The sequence below is a fragment of the Myxococcus vastator genome (genome assembly GCF_010894475.1).
Taxonomy (GTDB): Bacteria; Myxococcota; Myxococcia; order Myxococcales; family Myxococcaceae; genus Myxococcus; species Myxococcus vastator.
The window spans coordinates 1-13,354 of record NZ_JAAIYB010000219.1 but is presented as its reverse complement, the minus strand read 5'-3'; the positions used below and the strand labels follow the sequence as shown (position 1 = coordinate 13,354).

Here is a 13,354-nt window from a genome sequence, read left to right as displayed (position 1 = left end):
AACCCGAGCCCCGCGTTTCGTCCCCTCCCCTCCCTGGCCGGTGCGCGCGCCGAACCCGTGCCCGGGCTCCGGCTCCAGAAGCTCCGCCGGGCCGCGCTGGATGCGCGGGAGGCCTTCGTGAAGGAAGGCCCGGTGGCCGCGGTGGCCACCTGCGACCTCGTCACCTTCCCCTACCCCGCCCCGTTCGCCTTCAGCGGCGCGGCGGCGTCTCCGGCGCCCTACGTCATGCTGACGAACCGGATGCAGGTGGTGCAGTTCGTGGACCGGGAGGGCGCGCGGCGCACGCTGCTGTTCAACCCGTCCGACTACGAGCGCGGCGTCTTCGCCCCCTTCTACCGCGCGCTGCGCGAGCGCTACGGCGCCTTCGTCTCCGACAAGGTGATGTCCACGCGGCACGGCTCGGTGCAGAGCCACCTGGCCGCGCTGGGCCTCACCCCGGCGGACGTGGACTACCTGGCCTTCGACCACCTCCACATCCAGGACCTGCGCGGCTGGCTGGGCGGTGACGGCATGCCCGCGTACTTCCCCCGGGCCCGGCTGCTGGTGCAGCGCGCCGAATGGGAGGTGGCCCTGGAGCCGCACCCCATGCAGGCGGTGTGGCTCGTGCCGGGCGGCGCCGACATCCCGCGCGAGCGCGTGGTGCTGCTGGACGGCGACGTGTGGCTGGGCCAGGGGGCGGCGCTGCTCAGCACGCCCGGCCACACGCGCGGCAACATGTCGCTGGCGGTGGCCACCTCGCGCGAGGTGTTCGTCACCAGCGAGAATGGCGTGGCCACGGAGAGCTACACGCCGCTGCAGTCCGCCATCCCCGGCGTGCGCCGCTTCGCCGAGCACATGGGCTGGGAGGTCGTCCTCAACGGCAACACGCGCGAGGACTCCCTGGACCAGTACTCCTCCATGGTGGTGGAGAAGCTGTTCGCGGGCACGTCCTCCGTGGACGGCGCGTTCATCAACTTCCACCCGTCCTCGCAGCTCACCGCGCACGTCATGGCGCCCGGCTTGTCGCCCACCATCGTCCTGCCCGCGCCCAACTTCGGCGACGTGCGGCCCACCCCCGCGTCACGGCGGGCCGCGTAGCGCTCAGCAGTCCCGGCTGAGGCACAGCCACCAGGGGCGGAAGGGCACCGCGTACAGCTCCTGGTCCCTGTCGCCGTCCGACGCGGCGAAGAAGATGTTGAAGCCGGCGCGCACGAAGTTGAACGGGTTCGACGACGCGGCCCCCGGCGCGATGTCCAGCAGCCGGCTCGTCACCCAGGGGCGGCCGGCGCTGTACCAGACCTCGCGCCCGTGCCCCGCCGTCTCCGCGGAGAAGAACAGCCAGCCGGACTCGGCCTGGAGCCCCATGGGCATGCTGCCCACCGGCCCCGGTTCAATGTCGCGCACCATCATCGTGCCCTGCGCCGTGCCGTCGGTCCGCCACAGCTCGCGGCCGTGCACGCCGTCGTCCGCGGTGAAGTACAGCGCGCCGCCCAGCGCGACCAGCTCCTTGGGCATTGAACCCTGGGGCCCGGGCCAGAGGTCCCCGACGAGCCCCGTGCCCTCCACCGAGCCGTCACTGCGCCACAGCTCGCCGCCGTGCGCCGCGTCGCCTGGGTTGCCGTACCAGTCGGCCGCCCCGGCCAGGAAGTACAGCGTGTCATCCAGCGCGGCGAGGTACGCCGGGTAGTCACCCGCGAAGGTCCGCACCCGCTCGGCCGACGGCGGAGCCGTGCGCGCCGCCCACAGCTCGGCCTGCTCCGTGCCCGGGTCCAACAGGAAGAACAGGTGCCGGCCCGCGGGCGTCAGCCCGAAAATCACCCCGGCGCCCTGCTGGGAGAACAGCCGCGTCGGCCGGCCCTGGCGGTCCACCCACCAGAGCACTGTCTCCGCGGCGTTGGCGGACACCAGCACCAGGCCCTTGCCCCACGCCGTCAACTGGCTCAGGGAAAGCGAACCCGCGCCGGGCAGGAAGTCGTGCACCCGCTCCGTGCCCTTCTCCGTGCCGTCGGTGCGCCACAGCTCGCGGCCAGACAGCCCGTCATCCGCCGTGAAGTAGAGGGCGCCGTCCACCTCGGTGAGGAACTCCGGCGCCGCGCCCCCCGTCCCATGCCGCACGTCCCGCACCAGCACCGTGCCGTCCGCGGTGCCGTCCGTGCGCCACAGCTCGGCGCCATGCGCGCCGTCGTCCGCGACGAAGAAGACCCAGGAGCCCACCCGCGTCAGGTTCCGAGGCTGCGAACCCGCCGGCCCCGGCCTCAGGTCCTTCAGCCGAACGGTCTGCCGCGACCCGTCGATGCTGGCCCACAGCTCGCGGCCACTGACGCCGTCATCCGCCGTGAAGACGAGCACCTCGCCCGCCCGCGCCAGCTCCTGCGGCTGTGAACCTGTCAGCCCCGGCCGGATGTCACGCAGCCGCTGGGCCGTGTCGCTGCACACCGCCCAAGGCTGCGGAAACAGGACGGGCCCCTTGCGCGCGGACGCCTCTGTCGACACGTCGACAGGTGCCTGCGACCCGGGAACGGCCCGCGCCCATTCCTCCCCCGCCTCACCTTCCACCAGCGGCTCACACGCCGCCGTTCCCCCGCAAAGCAGCGACAGCCACACCGGAATGGCACGCCATGACGTCATGTATGCAACCCTCATCCTCGGCGCCGTGCCGGCCCTCGCCACTGGAACTGGAAAGTGTCACCCATGCCGGAGGCTCCTACTCGGACTCGGGTAGGAAATCGCGTCTGCTGTCCGGCATCACGCGACGCCTGACGACTTCTGCAGACAGGGCAACACTGGGGCCTTCTGGCCCCAGCGCCTTTCAAGCTCTCAACCCAAGAGAGGACGGTACGTCCCCGCCGTTCTCCTGGATTTTGCCGTCACAGCGCCGTCACACCGACGTGTCGTAGCGTTCAGCCGCCGGAGCGGAGCGCCTTGAGGGCCTCGCGGAACAGCGCCTGGAAGGTGGCCTCCGCCCCCAACCGTTCGCCGGCCAGGTCCGCGGCCTTCTCCGCCTGGGGCTGCTTGTAGCCGAGGTTGAGCAGCGCGGAGACCAGGTCCGCCTGGGCGCCACTGACGGCGGCCGGCGCGGTGCCACGCGACACCGCTTCCAGGTGAATCGTCTTCACCTTGTCCTTGAGCTCCAGCACCAGCCGCTCGGCGGTCTTCTTCCCCACGCCGTGAATCTTCGCCAGCCGCGCCACCTCGCCCCGCGACAGCGCCGCCACCAGCTCCGGCACCTCCATGCCGGACATCACCATCAGCGACAGCCGGGGCCCCACCCGCGACACGCTGTTGAGGAGCAGGAACACCTCTTCCTCGCCCTTCGTCAGGAAGCCGAAGAGGTCGAAGGCGTCCTCGCGCACCACGGTGCGCACGCGCACGTCCACCGGCTGCCCCTCCTCCGGCAGCTTCCCCAGCGTCAGCGCGGAGAAGTTCACCCGGTAGCCCACGCCGCCCACGTCGATGGTGGCGTCCTCCAGGTCCTTCTCCAGCACCGTCCCGCGCAACCGCGAAATCATCTCGCCTCCGGACGCCGGTACGCGGGCGCCAGCCGGTCCGCCAGCAGCGCCGCCGCGCCCTTGCGCTTCTTGCCCGACGCGGACGCCGCCGGTACCGCGGCCCGCCCATGGTTGAGGTGGCACAGCGCCACCGCCAGCGCATCACTCGCGTCCGCGCGCTCCAGCGCCGACGCCTCCAGCTCCAGGAAGGTCCGCACCATCCGCGCCACCGCGTCCTTCCCGTCCGCGCCGCCCGCCCCCACCGCCTTCTTCACCTTCGCCGGCGCGTATTCGAAGACAGCCAGCCCCGCCTGCGCCGCCGCCAGCAGCGCGACGCCGCGCGCATGCCCCAGCACCAGCGCGCTGCGCGCGTTGCGGAAGGTGAACACGCCTTCCACCGCCACCGCGTCCGGGCGGTACTTCGCCAGGGCCGCCGTCAGCGCGCCGTGCAGGTCCCGCAGGCGGTCCGACAGCGGCAGCGCCGGGTCGCCCTTGATGACGCCGTGGCCCACGTGCACCAGCCGGCCCCGCTTCTCCTCCACCACCCCGAAGCCCATGAACCGGCTTCCCGGGTCAACGCCAAGCACGCGCACGTTCCACTCCGTTCCAGGGCTCCGCTACTGCAACAACGAATCCAGCATCGCGTCTTCGATTTCGTAGTTCCCGTGCACGTTCTGCACGTCGTCGTTCTCCTCGAGCGCGTCCAGCAGCTTCAGGAGCTTCTTCGCCGTGTCCACGTCCAGCGCGACGGTGTTCTGGGGGAGGAACACCCACCGCTGCTGCCCCAGCGGCAGGCCCGACTCCTGGAGCCGCCCCGCCACCGTGTGCAGGTCCGCCGCCGCGGTGCGCACCTCCGCGCCTTCGTCCCCCAGCAGGATGACGTCCTCGGCGCCCGCGTCGACGGCCTGCTCCATCAACTGGTCCTCGGAGGGACCGCTTTTCACGCTGATGACGCCCTTCTTCTGGAACATCCAGGCCACCGCGCCCTCGGCGCCCAGGTTGCCCCCGTACGCGCTGAAGGTGGAGCGCATGTCGGCCGCGGTCCGGTTGCGGTTGTCGGTGAGGCACTCCACCAGGATGGCGACGCCGCCAGGGCCGTAGCCCTCGTACGTCACCTCCTCATAGCGCTCTCCCTCCAGCTCGCCCGTGCCCTTCTTGATGGCGCGCTCGATGGTGTCCTTCGGGATGTTGGCCTCGCGGGCCGCGCCCAGCGCGACGCGCAGGCGGGCATTGCCGGAGGGCTCACCGCCACCGAGCCGCGCGGCGACGGTGATTTCCTTGATGACCTTGGAGTACAGCTTCCCCTTGGTCGCGCCCATCGCGGCCTTCTGGCGCTTGATCTTCGACCACCGATTGTGACCGGACATGGGGGGTGTGCCTCAGCGGGCGCCCAGCGGATGGAGCACCCCGCGCCGGGCCTTGTCCCCTACCGGGGGCCGCCGAGTCAAACCCTTCAAACGCCCGCGTCGTCGGACCGGACAGCCCCTGTCAGGCCCTCCGCGCCGCTCGGCGCGCCGGGGCCCTTCTTGGGGAAGTCCAGGATGACGGGAGGCTGCGCGCCTCCGACCAGGGTGAAGGGCGCGGCGGACCCATCCCCACCGCGGGCAGCGGGGGCCGTCTGCCGGGCATCCACCGGCACGGCATCCACCGGCACGGCATCCACGGCGGGCGCGGGCTCGAAGAAGCCGGGCACCGTGGCGCCACAGCGCGCCCGCTCGCGTTCCTCCAGCAGGCACGCGGGCACCAGGATGCCCAGCGCGAACAGCCGCGTGGACGCCTCGTACGCCACCGCCTCCGGGAACTGACACTCCAGCAACATGGCGCGCAGCGTCCGGCGCCCGTCGAAGAGGCGCACCACCTCGCCCACGTCCTCCGGCAGCGACGCCAGCAGCTCCGTCAGTCGGGTGAAGTCCACCGTCAGCCGCGACGCCAGCGGCAGCCCCCGGGCACGCAGCGCGTCGAAGCGCTCCAGGCCCTGCAGCACCGTCTCGCACAGGTAGGGGCGGTCCATGGTGAACGAGCCCTTGTGCAGCTCGGGCCCCAGCACCACCGAGTAGTCCCCCGCGCCGAAGCAGAGCATCCGCCGGAAGGCCAGGCTGCCGCGCTCACCGTTGAAGACGGCGTCCACCACCAGGCCGTGCCGGAAGGCGAACCAGCCCTGGCCCTCCGCCATCACCACGCGGCCAGAGCGGCCGCCCGCCAGCAGCGCTCGCGCCACGTCCGTCAGCGGCAGCCGCCGCGTGTCCGACGCGAAGGCCGCGTCACCGCTGCTCCGGCCCGCCTTGAGCCGGGCCAGCGCCACCACGTCTCGCGCCTCCACGGGATGGGCCAGATAGTCGTCCGCGCCCACGCCGCCCGCCAGGTCCCGGTGGAACTCCTCTTCACGCCGAGCCACCAGCAGCACCGGCAGGTGCGCCGTGCGCGCGTCCGCGCGAACCTGGCCACACAGGCTGAAGCCGTCTCCGTCCCGAAGCTCCACCTCGGTGACGACCAACTGCGGCGGCGTGCCACCTTCCGCCAGCGACGCCAGCGCGGCCTGCGCGCCCGCGACCAACAGGACCTCGAAGCCCGCCTCCGCCAGCGCGGCGGCCAGCACGGCCTGCGCGCCCGGCGCCGAATCCACCAGCAACACGCGGGGCCGGCCCCGTGACGCACGGCGACGCGCACCCGCGTCGGCCAGGGCTTCCGGTCCGGCATACGTGGAAGGTTGTGGGAGCGCGGTAGCCATGAATTACGAAATCTTCGCGCTAAGCCGGACAAATACGCAAGGTGCCGACAAGCCCCTGGAATCGTTGGGGTTTCCGCCCGCCACGGTGCGGGGTAGGGTGTGCACATGATGCGTTCCGGCTGCTTCGGCCCTCTCGTGTCCGCGCTGTTGCTCGTCTCCCTGGAGTCCGCCGCCCAGGCGCCTGCCCCCGCCGACGAAACGCCGCGCGTCACGACGTCTGACACAGCGCTCCTGCGCGGCACGAGCGAGGACCCGCTGGGCGCGGTGCTGACTCCGGTGACGCTGCCGGACGGCGCCACGGCGCTCTACGGCTTCGTGGGCGCGCCGGAGTTGGGCGTGGGCTTCCGGCAAGGCATCTCCGGCTTCGAGCTGGAAGCGCGCGCACGGCTCCAGTGGTTCCAGCTCTCCGCCTCGCTGGAGCTCGCGGTGCGGCGCAAGGTGCTGGAGCAAGGCCTCCTGTCCCTGGCGCCCACGCTGGGCCTGGGCGTGGTGCTCAACTCGGGTGCCACGTACATGGACGACCGGAACTACTCCGGCGTGCTGCTGCGCGTGTCGCCCGGGCTGGTGGCGGGCTGGCGCGTCGCGGACACGGTGTCCGTGCTGGGGCTGTTGGACGTGCCGGTGGACATCGGCCTGTCCAATGGCCAGTCGCGGCGCATCCAGGCGCTCGGCGGAGGCGGCGTGGAGGTGTACCTGGGCAGCAACCTGTCCGCGCTGGCGGCGGGCCAGCTCGGCGTGGAGTCCTTCCAGGAGCGCTCGGGTGAGAGCCACACGCGCCTGGGCTACAGCGTCCGGCTGGGCCTGGGCGTCCGGCTCTTCTGATTCACGTCAGCCCGAAGCGCTCCAGCTTCTTGAGCAGGCCCTGACGCGACAGGCCCAGCGCCTCCGCCGTGTGCGTGCGGTTGCCGTTCAAGCGCCGCAGGGCCTCCTCGATTTCGCGCCGCTCCAGTGCTTCCACCTTCTGCGCCAGCGTGGTGGCGCCCGGCGTGCTGGAGGGCCGGAGCCGCTCGCTGCCGGTGAAGGACAAATCCTCGGGCTGGATTTCGCGCCGCTCTCCCGCCAGGACGGTGGCGCGCTGCATCTCATGGCGCAGCTCGCGCAGATTCCCCGGCCACGGGTGGGCCAGCAGGGCCTCCGCCACGGCGTCCGACAACAGCCGGGCGCGGCCGTCCGGACACAGGTGCGCGCACTGGTTGAGGAAGTGCTTGGCCAGCAGCGGCAGGTCCGCGGGGCGCTCTCGCAACGGCGGCAGGCGGATTTCAACGCCCTTCACGCGCCAGAAGAGGTCCTCGCGGAAGGCGCCTTCCTGGAGCATGCGGCCCAGGTCCCGGTGCGTGGCGGAGATGAGCCGCACATCCACCTGGACAGGCCGGTCCGCGCCCACCGGCAGGATGTCGCCCGTCTCCAGCGCGCGCAGCACCTTCACCTGGAGGGACGGCGACATGTCGCCCAACTCGTCCAGGAAGAGCGTGCCGCCGTCCGCCTCCGCGAAGAGGCCGCGGTGGTCCTTGGCCGCCCCGGTGAAGCTGCCCTTCACGTGGCCGAAGAGGGCGCTCTCCAGCAGTGACTCCGGCAGCGCGCCGCAGTTGATGGGGACGAAGGGCCCGTCATGACGCCGGCTCTTGAGGTGGACGGTGCGCGCGAGCAGCTCCTTGCCCGTCCCATTCTCCCCGGTGACGAGCACCGGCAGCTCACTGGCCGCCACGCGCTCCGCCAGGGACGTGGCCGCCAGGAAGGACGCGCTCTGCCCCACCAGCGAGACGCCGCCCGCCGCGCGCGTCAGCGAGCTGCGCAGCGTCTCCACTTGCCGCTCCAGCGTCACCCGCGCGAGCGCCCGCTGCACCACCACCAGCAGCACGTCCGGGTCCACCGGCTTGGTGAGGAAGTCGTACGCCCCCAGGCGCACCGCCTCCAGCGTGTGCCGCGTGTCCCCCGCCCCGGACACGACGACGACCTTCGTCCCGGGCTTCGCGCTCAGCAACGCCGCGAGCCCCTCCAGCCCCGCGGCGACGCTGCCATCGGGAGGCAGCATCAGGTCGAGCAGCACCAGGGGGAAGTCACGTGCGTCGAAGGCAACGCGAGCGGAGGGCCGGTCCGCGGCCTCCACCACCTCGTACCCCGCCTCGCGCAGCAGCGCGCCATAGACCTTGCGGAACGCGGCGTCGTCATCCACGAGCAACAGCGGGTGCGGTGCGGACATGCGTGGGGCCTCCGCCTCAGTCCGGCAGCGGCGCCTGGCGCGGCGTCCCCATCAACTCCAGGGTGCGCAGGGCCACCTGGATGAGCGTCTGGGCGCACGGCTCACACCCGCCGCCACAGCACCGCGGCCAACGGCCTTCCGGGTTGCGCAGCAGCGGGCGCACACAGGATTGGTAGTAGCTAGGCAAGCCGAGCTCCTCGCTGGCGCGGACCAGCGCGGCTTCGAACGGAGGTGGCGTGGATGGGGTGACGTCGGACACGGGACTGTTTTAACAGCCACCCTGTCCGCTGCCCACTCGCCCCAGCCCGTGACAGCGCGAATCACAGCAGCGAGGACTGCGCGGGGACTTCGGGCGCGCTCGTCAGGGGCTGGCAGGTGGCACACCAGTACGTGTTCCGCCCGCCGAGGCGTTGATGGGAAACGGGCGTGGCGCAGCGCGGGCACGGCGCCCCCGCGCGGCCGAACACGTTGCGCCGGTGCTTCGCCTGCCCCTGGACGCCAAAGAGGTCTCGCTGGGTGCCTCGCATGCGGAGCCCTTCATCGAGCACCGCCTGGATGGCGCGATCCAACCGGACCACCTCATCGGCCGTGAGGGACGACGCCAGCCGACGTGGCTCAATCCCCGCCTGCCACAGGCTCTCATCCGCGTCCCGGTTGCCGAGCCCCGCCACCACCCGCTGGTTGAGGAGCACCGTCTTGAGCGGGCTCTTCCGCCGCCCAAGCTGACGCGCCAGCACCGCTGGGGTGAACCCCGCTCCCAGCGCCTCTGGCCCGAGTCCGTCCAGCTTCAAGCGCGCGGCCAGCTCATCGGAAGGCGCCAGGGCGAGGCGCGCGTAGCCGAGCGAGTCCGTGAAACGCAGCTCCTCGCCGCCCTCCAGTTCGAGCACCACCAGCGTCGAAGCCGGGCGCTCACTCCCCTTGGGGCGCAGCGCCAGCTCACCGAAGAGCATGAAGTGCAGCGCGAGCGTCATCCCGTCATCGAGCGCGAGCAGGATGAACTTGGCCCTCCGGTTCGCTGCGGTGACCTGCCGCCCCTTCAAGGCTTTGATGAAGTCCGGCGGCGACGGGAAGCGGACGGCCGCGGGAACCAGGACCTCCGCCCCCACGAAGCGGCGGCCCACGACGGCCTGCCGCAAGTCCCGGGTGATGATTTCGACTTCAGGCACCTCTGCCACGCGGACGTCTCCTCCGCACATGCATGGTGTCGGCGCCTGGCGTCGTGCCACGAAGACGCCCTCACGCCATGGCGCCCGGCCGCCCTCCGAGCGGCGCGCGCGACGCCGCGCCCCTCGGGGCTCAGGCGCGGACTTCCACCTCGCGGACGTCGCGAGAGACCTCCCGCACCTCGACCTTCACATCCAAGAATTGAGCGATGGTGTGGAGCTGCGTCTCGGCATGTCCGTCCAGCGGCAGCGTGCGGAACGTGCCGCCCTTCGCCAGGGCCAGGAGGAGCAGCAGTTGGTCACACAGGTGCTCGCCCACCGGCACGCCCGCATCGAGGTAGCGCTTCACCGCTTCAACGACGTGTTCGGCCACGGCCTCCGCCCGCTTCCCCCGCTCACCGAAGCCGGTGAAGACCTCCGTCACGTGCTCACTCTCCACCTCGGCGACCAGCACGTTGCCGGGCCCCAGCGGACGCTTCAGCTCCTCCGTCCGGAGCTCATCGGGCCGCCACTTCAGCGCCGCCCCCGCCGTCCCCAGCTCGCGCTGCGCCACGTCGAACGGGAGCATGGCAATCACGGCCTTCAGGTCGCGACGGACCACGCGCCCCCGCTCCAGCAGGTGCAACGGCTTCAGCGGCGCGGGCCGCACGTCGACCCGGAACTTCCCGCCCCCGGCCGGGAAGAAGCCAGCCCGCTCCAGCGTCGCCTCCACGGACGGCCCCATGCGACGGACCAGCGGCAGATACGCCCGCTGGAGGAAGTCGAACGGTGGCGCCATGGGGTTGTGCGTCCCGCCCTCCAAAATCAGCGTGGAAGGCCCGTCCGCCAGGAGCAGCGCCGGAAGCACCGTCTGGAGCACCAGCGTCGCGCTGCCCGCGGTGCCCACCGCGAAGTGGTAGTTCCCCGCGGCCAGGGCGCGCGGCCGGAAGGTCAGCTCGCGCGAGCCGAGCTCCGCGCCCGACACCTCCGCGGCCCCCACGGCCTCCGCCGCCTTCACCGACGTCAGGTGCTGGCGCAGCAGGCCCGGCTTCTTCCGACCCGCGCGGATGTTCTGGATGGTGAAGGGCTTGCCCGTCACCAGCGACAGCGCCAGCGAGGTGCGCAGCACCTGCCCCCCGCCCTCTCCCCGTGAGCCATCGATGCGCACCATGACGTCCTCCTCCTTGCTGCTCGCGAATCACGAACCACCCGGCGCGCACTGACACCCCCGTGAAAATAGCGGCGCCCGCGCCCCCATCCGGTGTTGATGGTCACCTGAACGCGCGGGAATCTGGTCATGGTCGAGAGAGGGGCTTGACTTCAGGCCAGCGCGCTCCGAGCGCTGGCCGGTGGCCCCCTGTCGCCGCGTGCGCCCCGAGTCACAGGGGCGCCGCCAGGCGCCGAGCGGAGCGAGCTTGCCCTTGACCCGGCGGGGCACCCGGTGGCCACGAACCCCGGAAATCCGGTCGACCTGATGACAGGAATATGCGCTTCCTGGTGACCATCAACACGGGAGAGGTGCTGGGCCGCTACAAGCGGCGCAGCGCGGAGCTCGACGGGGCGATTACCAGCGCGTACGTGCAGGGTGTCTCCACGAGGAAGATGGGCAAGGTGACGCGCGCTCTCATGGGCGAGGCCGTCTCTCGCTCGACCGTGAGTCGGGTGACGCGGACACTGGAGGAGAAGGTGGAGGCGTTGCGCACCCAGCCACTCGCCCAGGCCTTCCGCTACCTGTACCTGGATGCCACCTTCCGCAGGCGCCAGATGGGCGCGCACGGTTCAGAGTGTCTCGGCCCTGGTGGCCTATGGCGTGGCGAGGATGAGCACCGGCACCTGCTCGCCGTCACCCTGGGTGGCAGGGAGTCGGTGGACTCGTGGCTGGACTTGCTGCGCCAGTTTCTGGAGCAAGGACTGAAGAACGTGCGGCTCGTCATCCCCGGCGGGCACGCGGGACTGGCCGCTGCGGCCCGTTAGGCCCTGCCGGAGGAGCGGTTGCAGCGCTGCACCGTGCACTTCACCCGGAACGTGCTCACCAAGGAGCCATGGAGGCTACGCGGACGGATGGGCAAGCAGACGTCGGCCATCTTCGAGGCCCTCAACGTCCAGGAGGCCAGGAAGCGACTGGAGGCCCTCGAGGAGGGCCTGGGACGGCAGTTGCCCGAAGCCATGGAGTGCCTGCGCGAAGGCTTCGCCGCCGCCACCTGCTTTTTCGCTTTCCCCTGGGCCCACTGGAAGCGCCTGCGTAGCACCAACGGCCTGGAGCGCCTCCACTGCGAGGTGAAGCGCCGCATCTGCGGCGTCGGCGCCTTCCCGGACCGCGCCAGCGCGCTGCGCCTCATCACTGCCGTCGCCCATGAAATCACCGGCGTCTGGGATGACCGCCGCTACCTCGATATGTCCCTGCTGAATTCAACCACTGACACCGATGCTGCATGATGCTGCCAAGGAGCTTCCCTCCCTCGAACCCCTCCGGAGCAACTACACACGATTCGGGACTTGACCTTCGATTTCCTCAACCATGAGAGCGCGAGTACTCGGGTCGAGAACTGGCCAAGCGAACATTAGGTTCATCTCCATTCTGCGTGAGCGGGATCGGGTTCGGGGCAGCAGCCATCGCGTCCAGAACTACCGCCGCGCGTCACTCTTTCTTCGTCACGGTTTCGCAGCACGCCAACAGGGCCTTGGCGTAAGCCTCCGCAGCGTCCCGCACCCATTGAGGCCGAACAACGGAACTCCAAGCCAGGATCGTCGTCACACAGACCCCGAACGATACTAATCCGCGACCTGGGAGGAAATTGGCGAAGCCGTTGAAGGAGCCGACCAGGAAAGCCGCATTGATCACGAGACAAAGGGCCGCCAATGTGATGCCCCATCGCTTGAGCCCATAGAGGTTGCGGCGAAATCCGTATGAGACGTTCTCATCAAATACCATCCGAAACCGCTTACGGTCACGCGTGTATTCCAGGAGCCAACGGACAGCACTCGCGTAATACCCATCCGCATCCGCGAGGCTCTTGCTCTCATCCTCCTCTGTAGGTGCGCGCCACTTCGGGATGTGCTTTTTAAAGAAAGCGAAGTAGCGGGCCTTGGTCACAGCATCCAGCTTGCTGCTCTGGTGCCGTAACCAGACCGTTGTCGGGCTTCCACCCCAAGACTTGAAGAGTACCTCTTCCGCTGCACGTCCCCGTTCGCGCGCGAGGTGGGCGAGCCACACGATGATCCCGCAGGTCGTACCGAGGCCGATCAGTCCCGCCCCCCATGTGAAAATCCCCGGCGTCCAAGCGCCGACGGTGATCAAGAGCGGAACCAGCATGAGGAAGGCGGGTTGGAGTCGCGCCCTCCTGCTGTAGGCATCCAGTAGATCACCCATGCCTACTTCTCGACCTTGTTGGAGAACTTCAACGGTACCGAATCGGAGTAGTCCGCACGCGCGGGCATGTCATAGCTGTGGCGCATCTTCGAGCCCTTTGTCGTGTAGACGCGGGCACCACGGCGCATGAACGCATTCACCACCTTGCGGCGAGGGTGCGTCTCGCACTCCTTCGCGACTGAGGCGAATGCTATCGTGTCCCGCATCGGCAGAGCCGAGCGAGAGCCCAACCAGCGGTCGAGCACCGACGGTGACACATTATGCCGACTCCCGTGGTGAGGCACCTGCATGAAGTTGAGGCCGGACAACGGGATGCCAAGGTGCTGCGCATAGTTCGCGGCCTCATGCAGAGAGATGACACCCGCGTCCCCTGTCAAGAGAACACCGCGTCCATCGAAGTTGGCGAATTGAACAACACTGCTCTCGTTCTCATGAGCCGTCTCCGGT

The 13,354-nt window shown here is 70.3% G+C and carries 13 protein-coding genes and 1 pseudogene; 3 read left to right on the top strand and 11 right to left on the bottom strand.

The genetic code is table 11. The annotated features are described in order from the left end of the window. Window positions 1-1,077, top strand: a 1,077-nt coding sequence (locus tag G4D87_RS21385; protein WP_240358472.1) for an MBL fold metallo-hydrolase, incomplete at its 5' end; no start/stop codon positions are given. Window positions 1,078-1,080: 3 nt separating this feature from the next. On the opposite strand, the gene G4D87_RS21380 is transcribed toward G4D87_RS21385, so the two are convergent. The 5 genes from G4D87_RS21380 to G4D87_RS21360 form a co-directional block, all read right to left on the bottom strand. Beyond that, window positions 1,081-2,607, bottom strand: coding sequence for an ELWxxDGT repeat protein (locus G4D87_RS21380; RefSeq protein WP_240358471.1), 1,527 nt, complete (start codon window positions 2,605-2,607; stop codon window positions 1,081-1,083). 272 nt (window positions 2,608-2,879) lie between these two features. Beyond that, window positions 2,880-3,488 carry a Holliday junction branch migration protein RuvA gene (ruvA, locus tag G4D87_RS21375; RefSeq protein WP_163783911.1) on the bottom strand — a complete coding sequence of 203 codons (609 nt, stop codon included), beginning with the start codon at window positions 3,486-3,488 and terminating at the stop codon, window positions 2,880-2,882. After that, a complete protein-coding gene (ruvC, locus tag G4D87_RS21370) occupies window positions 3,485-4,060 on the bottom strand; it encodes a crossover junction endodeoxyribonuclease RuvC (protein ID WP_163783910.1) in 576 nt (191 codons plus the stop codon). Before ruvC ends, ruvA begins: the two co-directional genes overlap by 4 nt. A gap of 24 nt (window positions 4,061-4,084) precedes the next feature. Continuing rightward, window positions 4,085-4,834 (bottom strand): YebC/PmpR family DNA-binding transcriptional regulator, encoded by a 750-nt coding sequence (locus tag G4D87_RS21365; RefSeq protein ID WP_163783909.1) that lies wholly within the window; start codon window positions 4,832-4,834, stop codon window positions 4,085-4,087. A gap of 86 nt (window positions 4,835-4,920) precedes the next feature. Then, window positions 4,921-6,195, bottom strand: a complete 1,275-nt coding sequence (locus G4D87_RS21360; RefSeq protein WP_163783908.1) for a response regulator — start codon at window positions 6,193-6,195, stop codon at window positions 4,921-4,923. A gap of 105 nt (window positions 6,196-6,300) precedes the next feature. Between G4D87_RS21360 and G4D87_RS21355 the strand changes: the two genes are divergently transcribed. Next, window positions 6,301-7,017, top strand: coding sequence for a hypothetical protein (locus tag G4D87_RS21355; protein WP_163783907.1), 717 nt, complete (start codon window positions 6,301-6,303; stop codon window positions 7,015-7,017). A gap of 1 nt (window position 7,018) precedes the next feature. Here G4D87_RS21355 and G4D87_RS21350 read toward each other — a convergent pair whose 3' ends face one another. The 4 genes from G4D87_RS21350 to rtcA form a co-directional block, all read right to left on the bottom strand. Next, complete coding sequence (locus tag G4D87_RS21350) at window positions 7,019-8,395, bottom strand: sigma-54-dependent transcriptional regulator (RefSeq protein ID WP_163783906.1); 1,377 nt, start codon at window positions 8,393-8,395, stop codon at window positions 7,019-7,021. Between the two features lie 16 nt (window positions 8,396-8,411). Continuing rightward, window positions 8,412-8,654: a hypothetical protein gene (locus G4D87_RS21345; protein WP_163783905.1), complete on the bottom strand. Its 243-nt coding sequence runs from the start codon at window positions 8,652-8,654 to the stop codon at window positions 8,412-8,414. Window positions 8,655-8,715: 61 nt separating this feature from the next. Further along, complete coding sequence (mutM, locus tag G4D87_RS21340) at window positions 8,716-9,570, bottom strand: bifunctional DNA-formamidopyrimidine glycosylase/DNA-(apurinic or apyrimidinic site) lyase (protein ID WP_240358470.1); 855 nt, start codon at window positions 9,568-9,570, stop codon at window positions 8,716-8,718. Window positions 9,571-9,691: 121 nt separating this feature from the next. Beyond that, window positions 9,692-10,708 (bottom strand): RNA 3'-terminal phosphate cyclase, encoded by a 1,017-nt coding sequence (gene rtcA / locus G4D87_RS21335; RefSeq protein ID WP_163783903.1) that lies wholly within the window; start codon window positions 10,706-10,708, stop codon window positions 9,692-9,694. A gap of 314 nt (window positions 10,709-11,022) precedes the next feature. Here rtcA and G4D87_RS39505 point away from each other — a divergent pair. Next, window positions 11,023-11,973, top strand: a pseudogene (locus tag G4D87_RS39505) (IS256 family transposase). 202 nt (window positions 11,974-12,175) lie between these two features. Here the strand turns inward: G4D87_RS39505 and G4D87_RS21320 are convergent. Together G4D87_RS21320 and G4D87_RS21315 are read right to left on the bottom strand one after the other, a co-directional pair. After that, on the bottom strand, window positions 12,176-12,850 hold the full coding sequence (locus G4D87_RS21320) for a hypothetical protein (protein ID WP_163783900.1): 675 nt from the start codon (window positions 12,848-12,850) through the stop codon (window positions 12,176-12,178). 59 nt (window positions 12,851-12,909) lie between these two features. Further along, the coding region (locus tag G4D87_RS21315) for a ComEC/Rec2 family competence protein (protein ID WP_275902295.1) at window positions 12,910-13,354 on the bottom strand (445 nt) is incomplete at its 5' end.

What these genes read in the sequence shown, in the direction of transcription:
- G4D87_RS21380 (WP_240358471.1), bottom strand. Translation starts at nt 2,607, where the DNA reads ATGACGTCATGGCGTGCCATTCCGGTGTGGCTGTCGCTGCTTTGCGGG.
- ruvA (WP_163783911.1), bottom strand. Translation starts at nt 3,488, where the DNA reads ATGATTTCGCGGTTGCGCGGGACGGTGCTGGAGAAGGACCTGGAGGAC.
- G4D87_RS21365 (WP_163783909.1), bottom strand. Translation starts at nt 4,834, where the DNA reads ATGTCCGGTCACAATCGGTGGTCGAAGATCAAGCGCCAGAAGGCCGCG.
- G4D87_RS21360 (WP_163783908.1), bottom strand. Translation starts at nt 6,195, where the DNA reads ATGGCTACCGCGCTCCCACAACCTTCCACGTATGCCGGACCGGAAGCC.
- G4D87_RS21355 (WP_163783907.1), top strand. Translation starts at nt 6,301, where the DNA reads ATGATGCGTTCCGGCTGCTTCGGCCCTCTCGTGTCCGCGCTGTTGCTC.
- G4D87_RS21350 (WP_163783906.1), bottom strand. Translation starts at nt 8,395, where the DNA reads ATGTCCGCACCGCACCCGCTGTTGCTCGTGGATGACGACGCCGCGTTC.
- rtcA (WP_163783903.1), bottom strand. Translation starts at nt 10,708, where the DNA reads ATGGTGCGCATCGATGGCTCACGGGGAGAGGGCGGGGGGCAGGTGCTG.
- G4D87_RS21320 (WP_163783900.1), bottom strand. Translation starts at nt 12,850, where the DNA reads ATGCTGGTTCCGCTCTTGATCACCGTCGGCGCTTGGACGCCGGGGATT.